The following is a 13,676-nucleotide window of genomic DNA, read 5'->3' as shown; positions in this document are numbered from 1 at the left end:
GCGCGGACCGAATTAGCTCTGCAGCCAAGATTACTCAGCCGGTGTAGTTGACTCCGACGATGCGGCATCGGATGCCTCTTCAGGCTCGCCTGCCGCGATGATGGCCTGGTCTGCTTCAAACAAACCGACAGGAGGCGTTACGACAACGTGGCCAGCAGCAACGTCGACGGTTGGAACGATGGCCGAAACAAAGGGCACCATGACTTCGCCGTTTGCTGTGTTTACTATCAGCAAGTCTTGGGCAGGCAGGTGCTCAAGCCGGGCTACCGTACCAACGCTGGTTCCGTCGCGAAGCACGTCGAGACCAACGAGCTGGTGATCAAACCAGGCGTTGTCATCGCTTGTATCTTCGTCGAGGTCAGCATCGATCCAGAGAATAGCTTTTGCAAGCCCCTCTGCAGCGGTGCGGTCGTCGACTCCTTCAAAGAAGCCAACTGGGTGGCTGTTGTACCAGCGGAGTTCGGCGAGACGAAGGGTCTTCCCGTGCCATGGAGATTCGTCTGGAACCTGCAGGCTGAACTCGGCGCCTGGAACAAACCGGCGTTCGGGGTCATCGGTGAAGAGTTCAAGCTTCATCGCTCCCTTAAGCCCGTGTGCTTTGGTCAGACGACCGACACGGAGCCGAGGCTGTTCGGATGATTCGGGCGATTGTGCGGACGAGGGACGAGACCCTCTTGACTGTTCAGACTGTGATTCACGAGCCACTACAGAATGCGCTTACTTATCGGTGTCGACGACGTCGACACGAACGCGACGGCCGTCGGCAAGAGCCGCAACAACCGTGCGCAGCGACTGCGCGGTACGACCCGAACGCCCAATAACACGACCGAGGTCCTCGGGGTGCACGTGCACCTCGAGAACCTCGCCGCGTTGGCCGCTCTTCGACAAAACCTGAACCTCGTCTGGGTGATCAACGATCCCCTTGACAAGGTGTTCGAGAGCAGGAGTGAGCACTAGTTATGCCTTGTCCTCTGCAGCAGCCTCATCAGCTGCGGGTGCCTCTTCAGCAGGTGCCTCTTCAGCAGCAGGCTCTTCAACCTTTGCCTTCGGAGCTTCTACCTTTGGCTTGAGAACAGGCTTCTTCTTCTCGTCGGCAACAAAGGCAACCTTTGCTTCCTTGACCTGAACGGTGCTGACAGCATCCTTGTCGCCCTTGAATTTGCCCCAGTCTCCGGTGAGCTTGAGGATAGCGGCAACCTGCTCGGTTGGCTGTGCGCCAACGCTGAGCCAGTACTGTGCACGCTCTGAGTCAACCTCGATGAACGAAGGGTTCTCGGTGGGGTGGTACTTACCGATCTCTTCGATGACGCGGCCATCGCGCTTGGTGCGCGAGTCTGCAACAACGATGCGGTAGTAGGGCGCGCGGATCTTTCCGAGACGCTTCAAACGAATTTTTACAGCCACAATTTCTCCTGAAATGTTTTTTGTGTGGATGAACCGCGGCCGGCTGCGTGGGTTTACACTCGGCGCGAAAGCTCTAAGGAATTCTGTGCGATCTGATTAGAGGGTCGGATGAGCACAGACTCAACCATTCATTCTGCCAGATGAATGGGCATTCTGGCGAATTGTGAAGGGTAATTCGCAGTCTGGTCACGCTGCGTTCTTTACGGGTGGCACCAATGCGTCCAGAAGTGTGTGGAAAGATGACAAATCTCCCGTGTGGTTCTCCCGCACATCCTGCCCTCTCGATAGGTTAGGTGATACCCACGCTCAACACCAGTACGAGAGGCCCCCGCGGATGAGCATTACGTTTGCACCGTCTGCCCGCTCAACGCTGGGCATCGAATGGGAACTCGCCCTTGTGGATCGCGAATCAGGCGAATTGAGCAACACGGCTACTCGGGTACTCGCTGCGCTCAACCAAGCTGGCGATGCCCCGTATCCGCTCATCACCTCCGAGTTATTCCAAAACACCATTGAACTCGTGAGCGGCGTACATTCCACGGTTGCTGGGGCCGTCGGTGATCTCGAATCACAGCTTCAGCAGGTCCGTCCTGTCCTCGATTCGATGAATCTTGATCTCATTGGTGCCGGCTGCCACCCGTTTAGTCGGTGGCCTGAGCAATCAGTGACTGAGTCTGCCCGCTACGACCGGTTCATGGAGAAAACGCAGTGGTGGGGGCGAAACATGCTCATCTGGGGTGTGCACGTGCACGTTGGGATCGAAGACCGGAGCAAGGTGCTTCCGATTCTCCACGGCCTCCTGACCTACTACCCGCACCTGCAGGCACTCTCGGCGGCGAGTCCGTTCTGGGAAGGCCAAGACACGGGATACGCCAGCAACCGCTCGATGCTGTTCCAGCAGCTCCCAACCGCTGGACTTCCCTATGACGTCAAGGAGTGGGGCGACTTCGAGCGATATATCGACGACGTCACACGAGTTGGCATCATCAGCGAAATCAACGAGGCCAGGTGGGATATTCGCCCGGCACCGAAGTGGGGCACGCTTGAGATGAGGGCCTGCGACGGACTCTCGACAATGCTCGAGGTCGGCGCGGTTGCGGCGCTCACGCAGTGCCTCGTCGAGCGGCTCTCAACCGAACTCGACAGTGGGCGTGAGCCGATGCGTTTACAGCCGTGGTTTATCCGAGAGAACAAATGGCGCGCGGCCCGTTACGGCATCGATGCAACGGTCATCGTTTCGCGAGAGGGAGCAGAACGGCCGGTTTCGGATGATCTGAGACGCCTCGTGACCGAGCTCGAGCCAATCGCCAATCGCCTTGGCTGCCGCGACGAGCTGGCTTCGATTCTCTCGATTCTGGATGCTGGCGTCAGCTCCCAGCGTCAGCTTCGTGTCGCTGAGCAGTCCGGCGGGGACCTGCGCGCGGTTGTTCGTTCGCTCAGCTCCGAACTCACCAACGGACTCCAGTCCACGTAACGATCCGCAATGTTAAGGGCACAGATCTGACGCTAGAGTTCCTATAACCCGGTGGGAAGGAACTCTTGCGTCACATCTGTGCTGGACTGGTGTAAGTGAGCTGCGCTCGCTAGGAGCGGCCAAGCATTTTCTGCAGAGCTGCGAGTTCGTCTTCGCTCGGGGTGCCAGCTGGCGCCGCTCCCCCGCCGAGCCCAAAGCCTGAGCCGGCCGGCTTCGCCTCTGCCGCTGGCGCACCGGAGTTTTCAATAGCGCGCTTGGCGGGGTTTCCGGAGCGTGAGCCCTTTTTGCCTTTTGCCTTGGTTTTGCGCTTTCCTGCGCCAAATCCGCCGCCTGGGATTGGGCCCATGCCAGGAATCTGGGGCATGCCACCCTTTGCCACAGTTTTCATCATCTTTGCGGCCTGCTCAAAACGGTTGACGAGGCCGTTGACCTCGGTCACGGTTGAGCCCGAACCCTTTGCGATGCGCAGGCGGCGTGAGCCGTTGAGCAGCTTAGGATTCTCGCGCTCGGCCTTTGTCATCGATTGGATGATGGCCTCGGTGCGCACGATCTCGCGCTCGTCGAAGTTCTCGAGCTGATCTTTCATCTGGCCCATGCCCGGCAACATGCCCATCATCTTCTTGATGGAGCCCATGTTGCGCAGCTGCTGCATTTGCTTGAGGAAGTCGTCGAGCGTGAAGCTGTCGGTCGCCATCTTCTCGGCGAGCTTGCGGCTTTCTTCTTCGTCAAAGGCGCTCTGCGCCTGCTCGATAAGGGTGAGGATGTCACCAAGGTCGAGGATGCGGCTCGCCATGCGGTCTGGGTGGAACGGCTCGAAATCGTCGAGCCCCTCGCCCGTCGATGCGAAGATAATCGGACGGCCAGTAACACTTGCAACGGAAAGCGCCGCACCACCGCGGGCGTCACCGTCGAGCTTGGTAAGCACAACTCCGGTGAAGTCAACGCCCTCTTGGAAGGCCTTCGCCGTGTTGACGGCATCCTGACCAATCATGGCGTCAATGACAAAAAGAACCTCGTCGGGGTTAACGGCCTTGCGGATGTTTGAGGCCTGCTTCATGAGCTCGGCATCTACACCGAGGCGACCGGCGGTGTCGACGATGACCACGTCATACATCTTGGTTTCGGCAAACTTGATTGAGTCTTTTGCGACCTTGACTGGGTCACCGACGCCGTTGCCTGGTTCTGGAGCGTATACGGCAACACCGGCCTGCTCAGCGACAACGCTCAGCTGCGTCACGGCATTTGGTCGCTGAAGGTCGGCCGCCACGAGAAGTGGTTTATGCCCTTCTTTGGCGAGCCACTTCGAAAGCTTTCCGGCAAGGGTCGTTTTACCTGCACCCTGGAGACCGGCAAGCATGATGACGGTTGGCGGGTTCTTGGCGAACTCAAGACGACGCTGCTGACCGCCAAGGATGCCAACAAGCTCTTCGTTCACGATCTGCACAACCTGCTGAGCAGGGTTGAGGGCCTTGTTGACCTCGTCGCTAAGCGCACGCTCGCGCACTCGTCCGGTGAAGTCTTTCACAACCTCAAGCGCGACGTCGGCGTCGAGCAGGGCGCGACGAATTTCGCGTACGGTGCCGTCTACGTCTGACGCAGAGAGCTTTCCCTTCGTACGAAGGTTTCTGAATGTGTCGGCAAGCCGATCCGAGAGATTTCCAAAAGTAGCCATGACGGGGTCCAGTCTACTAGGTGGCAAGTGTGAGTGCTCGCGGCATTCCGCAACCAACGGAATCCGCGAATCGCCTCGAGTGGACCGCATCTGGACGCAACGGACCCTGACTCGAATCCTTCACGCAAGAAGACTGGAAACTCAGCGTCAGATTGATTAAATAGTCAGCGTCCAATAATAGTAGGCTGGCGGTTATGGTCACGATTCTCTCCCCCGGGTTTGCCCCAAGCTACCTTGACTACGCGGAAGGCTGGATCCTCCAGCGCACCGTCCACGCCGCCGTTGTGGCCGGCGATCAACCCAATTCGATCGTGCTCTGCGAACACAACAGCGTGTACACCGCAGGGACTCGAACCGAAGCCAAGCACCGCCCAACAGGTGACATCCCCGTTGTTGACGTTGATCGAGGCGGAAGCATCACCTGGCACGGGCCTGGTCAACTCGTTGGGTACCCCATCCTCAGATTGCCTGACGCAAAAAATGTTGTCGGCTTCGTGAGGCTGCTCGAGGGTGCAATCATCGCAACGCTCGACGACCTCGGAATTCACGCTGTGCGGGTGCAGGGCAGATCCGGGGTGTGGGTTGAACACGACGGCGTACACAACAAGGTTGCCGCTATCGGCCTGCGCGTCGCGAGCGGAGTCACGATGCACGGTTTTGCGATCAACTGTTCCAACAGTCTCGAACCCTACGAACACATCACCGCCTGCGGCATTAGTGACGCAGGAGTCACAACGGTCTCAGCTCTCGCCGGCCGCGAAGTATCGCCGAAGGAGCTGGCTCCGATCGTTCGAAATCATCTGATTCGTGCGCTTGCGGAATTTGGCGTCACCGAAACGACGCGTCCGGCGTTCACGGCACCAGAGGCAGCGCCGATCCCGGGCGCACAACACACAGTACCGAGCGCCACGCTCGTCAAGGAGGCAACAGCATGACCGGGACAATTCCCCTCAATCTCACACCGAGCGGAGCAACCGGATGCGGGCCTTCGGCAGGAGGGTGCGGGCCTTCCCCTGAGGCCTTACCCGCGACCGAAGCCCCCAACGGCCGAAAACTGCTTCGGCTTGAGATCCGAAATGCCAAGACCCCCATCGAGCGAAAGCCGGAGTGGATCAAAACAAGGGCGAAGATGGGCCCCGAATACCGCGAGCTCACGGACCTGGTCAAATCGCAAAAACTGAACACCGTCTGCCAGCAGGCCGGCTGCCCCAATATCTTCGAGTGCTGGGAAGACCGTGAGGCGACCTTCCTCATCGGCGGTGCACAGTGCACGCGCCGCTGCGACTTCTGTCAGATCGATACGGGAAAGCCAGCAGACTACGACACCGGCGAACCGCTCCGTGTTGCCGACTCTGTTCGTACGATGGGCCTCCGCTACGCAACCATTACGGGCGTTGCGCGTGATGACCTCCCCGACGAAGGGGCCTGGCTCCACGCCGAAACCGTCCGCAAGATCCACGAGCTCAATCCCGAAACCGGCGTGGAAATCCTCGCAACCGATTTTTCGGGAAACCCGGAGCTCCTGCAGATTGTGTTTGATTCACAGCCGGAAGTGTTTGCTCACAACGTCGAAACGGTGCCACGAATCTTCAAGCGTGTGCGCCCAGCGTTCAAATACGAGCGCTCGCTTGGCGTACTCACGCAGGCACGAGACGCCGGCATGATCACCAAATCAAACCTCATCCTTGGGATGGGTGAAACCGATGAGGAAATCAGCCAGGCGCTCCGCGATCTGCACGAGGCCGGAACCGACATCATCACGCTCACGCAGTACCTTCGCCCATCCGCTCGGCACCTGCCCGTCGACCGCTGGGTGCGCCCAGAAGAGTTTGTTGCGTTCAAGGAAGAAGCCGAAGAAATTGGATTCCTCGGCGTGCTTGCCGGCCCACTCGTGCGCTCGTCGTACCGAGCAGGGCGCCTCTGGGCGCAAACGATGCGGGCCCACGGACGCGAGATCGCCCCGCAATTCTCGAGGCTCGCAACCGACGATCGGGAGTTTGTGCAAGCGGTCCGCTAGGGATGCCGCTGCAGCCCCGCGCGTGAGCTAACCAACCAGCTGCTGCGCAAACACGTGCGGGGTGAAACCGGTGAGGTCGTTGATACCCTCGCCCTGCCCAACAAGCTTGATGGGGATACCGGTGCGCTCCTGAACTGCGAGCACAAAGCCGCCCTTTGCTGAGCCGTCGAGTTTGGTGAGCACAAGCCCTGTAACCCCGGCATGCTTGATGAACGCGTCTGCCTGGGCAAGCCCGTTTTGGCCCGTTGTGGCGTCAAGCACAAGCAGGACCTCTGAGACAGGGGCCTGTTTCTCGATAACCCGACGAATCTTGGTGAGCTCATCCATGAGACCACCCTTCGTCTGAAGGCGACCGGCCGTGTCGATGATGACCATCTCGGTACCGTGTGTCTTGGCAAACTCAACCGTTTGGAACGCGACGGATGCCGGGTCTTGCCCCTCGTGCTGCGGGCGGACGATCTCGGCCCCTGCTCGCTCGGCCCACGTGGCGAGCTGCTCAACGGCTGCCGCACGGAAGGTATCGGCGGCGCCAACCACAACGGTGCGATCAAACGAACGGAGGAACTTCGCAAATTTGCCGATGGTGGTGGTTTTGCCAACCCCATTCACTCCCACAACGAGGATGACCGCTGGTCGTTCACTCAGCTTGAGCGTTGGGTCGAGTTTTGACAGACGTTCCTCGAGGATTTCACGCAGCATGCGGCGGAGATCCTTCGGGTCGGTGGTGTTGTATTTGGCAACGTTGGCGCGCAGTTCGTCGGTAATTGCCTCGGTTATGTCCGGGCCAAAGTCGGCGGTGATGAGCGCGGTTTCGAGATCATCCCAGGTGTCTTCCGTAATGGTTTCGCGCGTGAACATGCCGCGCAGTGCGCCGGAGAGAGACCAGGGTGTAGAAGCCATAGGACTAGCCTAGCGTGGGCATGAAGCCACAGCCCTTCGCGCTAGCCAACTGCGGCGTCAGCTGGCTCGTCGGCTACGTTTACTCGTTGACCGACAACGGCAGAGACGCCGTCCTGCCTCATGGAAACGCCGTACAGGGCGTCCGCGATTTCCATGGTGCGCTTCTGGTGCGTGATGACGATGAGCTGCGAGTGTTCGCGAAGGTCCTGGAAGATAGTGAGCAGCCGACCAAGGTTTGCGTCGTCGAGGGCGGCTTCAACCTCATCCATGATGTAGAACGGGCTTGGGCGCGCCTTAAAAATTGCAATGAGCAATGCAACCGCAGCCAGCGAGCGTTCGCCACCAGACAGGAGCGACAGCCGCTCGATCTTCTTGCCAACGGGTCGGACCGACACCTCGATGCCTGTTGTGAGCATGTTGTCGGGATCGGTCAGGAAAATGTCGCCGGTGCCGCCTGGGAACAGAACTGGGAACACCGTTCCGAAGGCCGCCTTGGTGTCGTCAAACGCCTCAGCGAAGATGCCCTCCATCTTCTCGTCAAGCTCACCGATGATCGTCATAAGATCTTCGCGGGTTTTCTTGAGGTCGGTCAGTTGCTCAGCAAGGAATCCGTGGCGCTGCTCAAGTGCGGCAAACTCTTCGAGGGCAAGCGGATTGACCCGCCCGAGTTCCCCAAGCTTTCGCTCAGCGGTGCGGAGGCGCTTCTCCTGCTCGGTTCGAACGTATGGGATGCCCTGCGGCTCTGTGTCCTCAGCGGTGCCCTCGTCCGCACTGACGCCGGTTAATTTGTCAGTTGCCAGGTCGGTTTGAGCGGCATCAGGCGACACCGGATCGTCGTCGCTCTCTGGCCGCGCCACGGGGATGAGCTGATCGGGACCGTATTCGGCGACAAGCACATCCTCAACGAGACCGAGCTCGCTGCCGGCTCGTTCAAGCAGGCTCGACAGCCCAAGCTTCTTCTCGTAAATCTGGAGTTCAAGGCTGTGCACATTATCGGTGAGCACGCGGAGCCGGTCGCGCAGTTCGCTCTCTTCTCGACGAAGCGTCAGCAGCTCTTGGTTCTGCGCCGCCCGCTCTTGCTCAGCCTGTTGCTGCCGCATACGCGCTTCAGCAACCGAACGCCCAACGGAGTCGAGGACCTCTGGCAGACGATCAGCAACATCGCTGGCGATGGCAACCTGGCGGGCACGAATCACGGCGAGCCGCGCGGATTCTTCGGCCGCGCGTCGTTCCGCCTCGTACTGGGTCTTCAGCGCATCAACCCGAGCTTGGGCTGCGCGGACGCGTTCGCGGGCGGTCTCGGCGCTCATGCGCGCCTCAATCTCGGTCGACCGTGCCTGCTCAAGCTCGGCAAAGAGTAGGTCGCGCTCGCTCACATCGAGGATAGGCCTCGGGCTCGATTCGGCTTCGTCAAGTGCCGATTGCGCCGCGCTGACGTGATGCTGGGCCTCGTCAACCGTTGCGGATGCCTCGCCCATGCTCGCCCGCAGACGCTCGGCCTCGGCCGCGCTCGCCTCTGACTGCACGCGCAGCCGGTTAAGTTTCTCCGTAATGGCCGCCTGCGCCGCGTCGTTCTCGCGCAGGGCGGTGAGCGCGTTAGCGGCAGTTGCCTTTGACTGCTGCACGATCTCGCGCTGCTCAGCAAGCTCAAAACGCGCAGACTCGATCGTGTGCTCAACATCGACCAAACGCTCGGCCGCCGCGTCGCGGTCTGCCGTAAGCTCAATTCGGCTTGGCGCGCTGCCGGAACCGCCGCGCAGAATCTGCTGGGTCAGCACATCGCCAGTCTTCGTCACAATGGTAATCATGCCAAGGTCGGTACGACGGGCGATGGATGCTGCGGCCGCACGAGCAGCGTGCAGATCGTCGGCAATAACCGTGTGCGACAGAATGCCAAGCACCCCACCTGGGGCCTGCACAACGCCAACCGCGGCTACCACACCATCAATGTCCGACACGTCAACGGTTGGATACGTCGCGCTACCGATGACGAGCTCAACGCGACCGAGGTCGTGAGCGTTTGCGGCATCCACCGCGGCAAAAGCCGCATCGTGGTCTTCGGCGAGGACGGCTTCGCCGAGCGTCCCGAGGGCCGCTCCGATGGCAACCTCAAAGCCGGGGCTCACCTGCACATGATCGGCGACGCGGCCACGTAATCCATCGCCGTAGCCGCTCAATAGTTCGGCGCCGGCATCCTTGCGGTCGAGTGCCATCGAGAGCGCGCTCGTCTTGGCGGCGAGCGCTTCGCGCTCCCGCTCGTGAGCGTGCAGGAGATCTCTGAGCCGGTCGATCTCTATTTCTGCGCTTCCAACCGTGCGTTGGGCAAGCTCGTAGGCCTCATCAAGGTCGTGATCGTATTCGTCGCGATTGGCGACCTGTTCGGCAAAAATCTCGAGTTCCTGCGTCGCAATCGTATGACGTTGCTCGGCAGATTCGAGTGCGGTTTGTTGGCGGAGTACCTCGCCACGCACCGCGGCGAACCTGGTCTGCGCGGCGTCAAGCTGACCGGTGAGCTTGGAAATCTCAAGATCATGACGCGAGACGAGCGCGCTTTGGGCCGCGATGTGCTCATCGATAGAGTCGAGCGCCTCGCGGGCGGTGGCCGTCCGCTCGACGGCATCGGACCAGTCATCCGTCACAAAGGGAAGCGCCTCTTCAAGGTCGGCAACTTCTTCTTGCGCCTCGGTCACGGTGCTCAGGGACAGGTGTGTGACAAGATCTGGAATCTCGGCCTGGGTACCAAGCAGGGCGAGGCGCTGGTTGGCGAGCGTGTAGAGCCCACGCAGGCGTTCTTCGGCGGCTTCCAACGCATATGTCGTCTGCCGTGCAGAGTCAACAGCGTCGCCGACCTGTTGCTGCTCGATGCGAGCGATGCGCAGTTGTTTCTGTTCTAGTTGCTCTTGCAGCACGATGCGTTCGCTATGGCGTGAGGATTCGCTGCGGTTGAACTCGTCAAGGGCTTTTCGAAGACCCACAACGTCGTCGGCGAGGAGCCTCGCCTTTGCATCGCGGACATCCGCGGCAATGGTCTGAGCTTCGCGCGCGACCTCAGCTTGGCGGCCGAGTGGTTTGAGCTGGCGACGAATCTCCCCCGCGAGATCGTTGAGCCTCGTGAGATTTGTCTCCATCGCATCAAGCTTGCGAATGGTCTTCTCTTTGCGGCGGCGGTGCTTGAGGATGCCGGCGGCCTCCTCAATGAATCCGCGCCGTTCCTCCGGGGTCGCCCTGAGCACGGCGTCGAGCTGGCCCTGCCCAACGATGACGTGCATTTCGCGGCCGAGTCCGGAATCGGAGAGCAGTTCTTGCAGGTCAAGCAGCCGACACGTCTCTCCGTTTATGGCGTATTCGCTGCCGCCGTTGCGGAACAGCGTGCGGCTAATCGTGACCTCTGCGTATTCGATGGGGAGGGCGCCGTCGGCGTTGTCGATCGTGAGCAGCACTTCGGCTCGTCCGAGCGGGCCGCGGGTGCTTGTTCCGGCAAAGATGACATCTTCCATCTTGCCGCCACGCAGGGTCTTTGCGCCCTGCTCCCCCATCACCCAGGCGAGCGCGTCAACAACGTTGCTCTTTCCGGAACCGTTGGGGCCTACGACGGCGGTCACGCCAGGCTCAAACACAAATGTGGTCGGCTGAGCGAACGATTTGAATCCTTTGAGCGTCAGGCTCTTCAGATGCACGTCGACGCCCCTTTCATTCAGCCCGCATGGTCCGTCATCCGCACGCAAGCGTCCGTCAACGTCACGACCCATCGGTGAGCCGATCACTACCTAGGCTCAAGATTAGCGGACGCATGCGTTTGTACCCTCTCGACGGGCCGAAGAAACACACGCCTGGATAGGCTGTAGGTGTGACACACCCGCAAGCACCAGGCAGAAGGCCTCACGCCAACGCACCGTCAGGGGCCGAGGAGGGGTCGCCCCTCGCATCCAGCCTTCCGGCTTCACACACCGCGTTCGAGAGCGAACGCCCGCTTGGCGCTGACGAAGACGTGCATATGCTCGCCGCGCTCGTTGATCACGTCATCACCCGGTGCAGCAAACCCGGCGACATCGTATTTGATCCATTTGCTGGTTTTGGCACCACCATAGAACGGGCACTGCTCCTCGGACGTGGGGCGATCGGCATTGAGCTCCTGCCAGAACGAGTCGCCCTGCTCCGGGATCGGATGCCAGACGCACGCGTCATTGAGGGTGACGCACGAGAACTACTCCGCCTGCTTCACACTGTCCTCGGCCCCGTGGAGTCAGCTGTGGACCTCATCCTGACCTCACCTCCGTACATGACCGCAGACCACCACGAGGCGGACCCGCTGACGGCTTACGAACGGGACAACGGCGACTACACAAGGTACCTCTCCGAACTCGGACTCGTCGCTGCGCAGTGCGCTCGCGCCGTTGTGCCTGGTGGATACGTGGTGTGGAACGTTGCTGACATCCATTACCGAGGCCAAACAACACCCCTCATCAACGACTGCGAGCGTGTCCTTGCGCAACATCTCACACCTGTTGGCAACACAACGATCACGTGGGATCGATTCCCCCACGATCTTATTGCCGACGCGCTACTCGTGTTCCGGCGGCCTTCATGACCACATCCGTTGACCTCGATTACCCGTTCACCGGCAAATGGCTTGTTCAAAATAGCCCAGCGAACCGGGTTCCCAGCCACGGAACCACGCTGTTTGGCACGTCATACGCCATCGATTTTGTTCCGGTGGATGATCATGGGCGCACCGCTCCCGTGACGTTGCGCACGCTGATCCAGCCTGAGCGCCCCGAACGCTTCCCCGGTTTTGGATTCCCCGTGTTGGCCCCGGTAGACGGGGTCGTCGAGGCGGTCTACGACGGGGTCCCCGATCACAAAACCTATCGAGGCTTTCCCTCACTCATCTATGCCCTCAGCCAGCGGCGGCGAATGAGGGGCGGGTGGCTTGCCCTCGCAGGAAACTCGGTGTTCATCACTACCGGGAATGCGATTGTGGCTCTTTGCCACCTCCAGCAAGGAAGCGCACTCGTTCGGCAAGGGCAACGGGTTCGGGCCGGGGAGATCATCGGCCGTTGTGGGAACTCTGGCAACAGCACTGAACCTCACCTGCACGTGCAGGCGCTCTCCGGCGCGGATTTCGCCACGGCAACGGCCGTGCCAATCTCGTTTCGTGGTTCACTGCCTCGCAACGGCGAGATCCTCGCGCTCGCCTAACCCCTTGACGCGCTCGGCTCAGCGCCAACACAGCGGACCGAATATATCGAACCATAGCGCGCGTATTCACGCGCCGTCGTGACAGGAACGTCGTTGTTATACTGGCAGCAACCGTGCACACACGACTGAGGAGGTGGTACCCGTGAACAATTCGATTCGGGCGCTCCCCTCAGGAGACACGGTCGGGCGGTAGGTCGTCCGGGAGCGCGCACTCGCAGCACGCTCGAAAGGCACGACCATGTACTTCACTTCACAAGATATCGTCGGCGACATCACGGAACGTCATTTCCGCATAGGCGAGATACCCGGTGTCCTTTGGACGCCAACTTCAGCTCACGCGGATTCCCCCGCCCCGCTTATTCTCTTGGGTCACCCCGGCGACCTCGGACGGATGCATCCGAGGTTGGTGGCCCGCGCGCAACGTGCGGCGGCCGACGGCTTCGCGACGGCCAGCATCGAGCTGCCTGGAGGCGGCGATCGCCAGCCACTGCCTGAGATCGAGCGGGCACGGAATGATCTCCACGCCGCCCTTGCTGTCGGCGGGCCGATTGACGAGGTCGTGGATCGCCTTGTCCTGCCGCTCGTGTCGCAGGCAGTTCCCGAGTGGCAATCCGCTCTTGACGGACTGCTCGCGCTACCCGAGCTCAGGGGGCCGGTCGGTTTCTCTGGCGGCATCCTCGCTATTGCCATTCGGTTGGCACGTGTCGAGCCTCGGATCGAGGCGGCAGGCTTCTTCGCAGGGAGTTTTGTGCCCCGCAGCATGTTCGAGGAGGCCCGGCAGCTCACCCTCCCGCTTCATGTCCTGTTGCAGTGGGACGATAGCGGCAATGACCGGCAGCTGGCCCTCGATCTCTTCGACGCCTTTGGTTCCGCGGAGAAGACCCTCCATGCAAACATGGGTGGGCACACGGGTGTCCCCGAGTTTGCGGGGGACGATGCGGCCAGGTTCTTCAAACGACACCTGGGATGATGGCGCGGTACGGGGCGGGCCAACAGCTGGTTCCGCTCCG

At 60.7% G+C, this 13,676-nt stretch carries 12 protein-coding genes; 6 read left to right on the top strand and 6 right to left on the bottom strand.

Going from position 1 to position 13,676, the window contains the following annotated elements:
- Nucleotides 1–30: 30 nt before the first annotated feature.
- The 3 genes from rimM to rpsP all read right to left on the bottom strand — a co-directional run bounded on the left by rimM (nt 31) and on the right by rpsP (nt 1,404).
- Complete coding sequence (gene rimM / locus FHX76_RS01390) at nt 31–576, bottom strand: ribosome maturation factor RimM (protein WP_386762094.1); 546 nt, start codon at nt 574–576, stop codon at nt 31–33.
- Between the two features lie 141 nt (nt 577–717).
- The gene (locus FHX76_RS01385; protein WP_167146916.1) at nt 718–954 is read right to left on the bottom strand and encodes an RNA-binding protein; all 237 of its coding nucleotides are present in this window, start codon (nt 952–954) and stop codon (nt 718–720) included.
- A 3-nt stretch (nt 955–957) separates the two neighbouring features.
- The gene (rpsP, locus tag FHX76_RS01380; protein ID WP_167146913.1) at nt 958–1,404 is read right to left on the bottom strand and encodes a 30S ribosomal protein S16; all 447 of its coding nucleotides are present in this window, start codon (nt 1,402–1,404) and stop codon (nt 958–960) included.
- A 334-nt stretch (nt 1,405–1,738) separates the two neighbouring features.
- On the opposite strand from rpsP, the gene FHX76_RS01375 reads away from it, so the two are divergent.
- On the top strand, nt 1,739–2,878 hold the full coding sequence (locus FHX76_RS01375) for a glutamate--cysteine ligase (protein WP_167146910.1): 1,140 nt from the start codon (nt 1,739–1,741) through the stop codon (nt 2,876–2,878).
- Between the two features lie 109 nt (nt 2,879–2,987).
- Here the strand turns inward: FHX76_RS01375 and ffh are convergent, their stop codons facing one another.
- Nucleotides 2,988–4,550, bottom strand: a complete 1,563-nt coding sequence (gene ffh / locus FHX76_RS01370; RefSeq protein WP_167146907.1) for a signal recognition particle protein — start codon at nt 4,548–4,550, stop codon at nt 2,988–2,990.
- Nucleotides 4,551–4,744: 194 nt separating this feature from the next.
- On the opposite strand from ffh, the gene lipB reads away from it, so the two are divergent.
- Together lipB and lipA are read left to right on the top strand one after the other, a co-directional pair.
- Nucleotides 4,745–5,485 carry a lipoyl(octanoyl) transferase LipB gene (gene lipB, locus FHX76_RS01365; RefSeq protein ID WP_167146904.1) on the top strand — a complete coding sequence of 247 codons (741 nt, stop codon included), beginning with the start codon at nt 4,745–4,747 and terminating at the stop codon, nt 5,483–5,485.
- Nucleotides 5,482–6,567, top strand: coding sequence for a lipoyl synthase (gene lipA, locus FHX76_RS01360; RefSeq protein ID WP_167146901.1), 1,086 nt, complete (start codon nt 5,482–5,484; stop codon nt 6,565–6,567). Before lipB ends, lipA begins: the two co-directional genes overlap by 4 nt.
- Before the next feature lie 27 nt (nt 6,568–6,594).
- Here lipA and ftsY read toward each other — a convergent pair whose 3' ends face one another.
- Nucleotides 6,595–7,467 (bottom strand): signal recognition particle-docking protein FtsY, encoded by an 873-nt coding sequence (gene ftsY / locus FHX76_RS01355; protein WP_167146898.1) that lies wholly within the window; start codon nt 7,465–7,467, stop codon nt 6,595–6,597.
- A gap of 41 nt (nt 7,468–7,508) precedes the next feature.
- Nucleotides 7,509–11,144, bottom strand: coding sequence for a chromosome segregation protein SMC (smc, locus tag FHX76_RS01350; RefSeq protein WP_167146895.1), 3,636 nt, complete (start codon nt 11,142–11,144; stop codon nt 7,509–7,511).
- Nucleotides 11,145–11,314: 170 nt separating this feature from the next.
- Here smc and FHX76_RS01345 point away from each other — a divergent pair, with 170 nt between their 5' ends.
- The 3 genes from FHX76_RS01345 to FHX76_RS01335 all read left to right on the top strand — a co-directional run bounded on the left by FHX76_RS01345 (nt 11,315) and on the right by FHX76_RS01335 (nt 13,636).
- Nucleotides 11,315–12,055, top strand: a complete 741-nt coding sequence (locus tag FHX76_RS01345; protein ID WP_341777827.1) for a DNA methyltransferase — start codon at nt 11,315–11,317, stop codon at nt 12,053–12,055.
- Nucleotides 12,052–12,666 (top strand): M23 family metallopeptidase, encoded by a 615-nt coding sequence (locus tag FHX76_RS01340; RefSeq protein ID WP_167146892.1) that lies wholly within the window; start codon nt 12,052–12,054, stop codon nt 12,664–12,666. Before FHX76_RS01345 ends, FHX76_RS01340 begins: the two co-directional genes overlap by 4 nt.
- Nucleotides 12,667–12,904: 238 nt before the next feature.
- Nucleotides 12,905–13,636: an alpha/beta hydrolase gene (locus FHX76_RS01335; RefSeq protein WP_167146890.1), complete on the top strand. Its 732-nt coding sequence runs from the start codon at nt 12,905–12,907 to the stop codon at nt 13,634–13,636.
- The last annotated feature ends 40 nt before the right edge of the window (nt 13,637–13,676 follow it).

Source organism: Lysinibacter cavernae (genome assembly GCF_011758565.1).
Classification (GTDB): Bacteria; Actinomycetota; Actinomycetes; order Actinomycetales; family Microbacteriaceae; genus Lysinibacter; species Lysinibacter cavernae.
The sequence above is the reverse complement of the archived record's forward strand: the minus strand, read 5'-3'. Positions and strand labels throughout refer to the sequence as shown.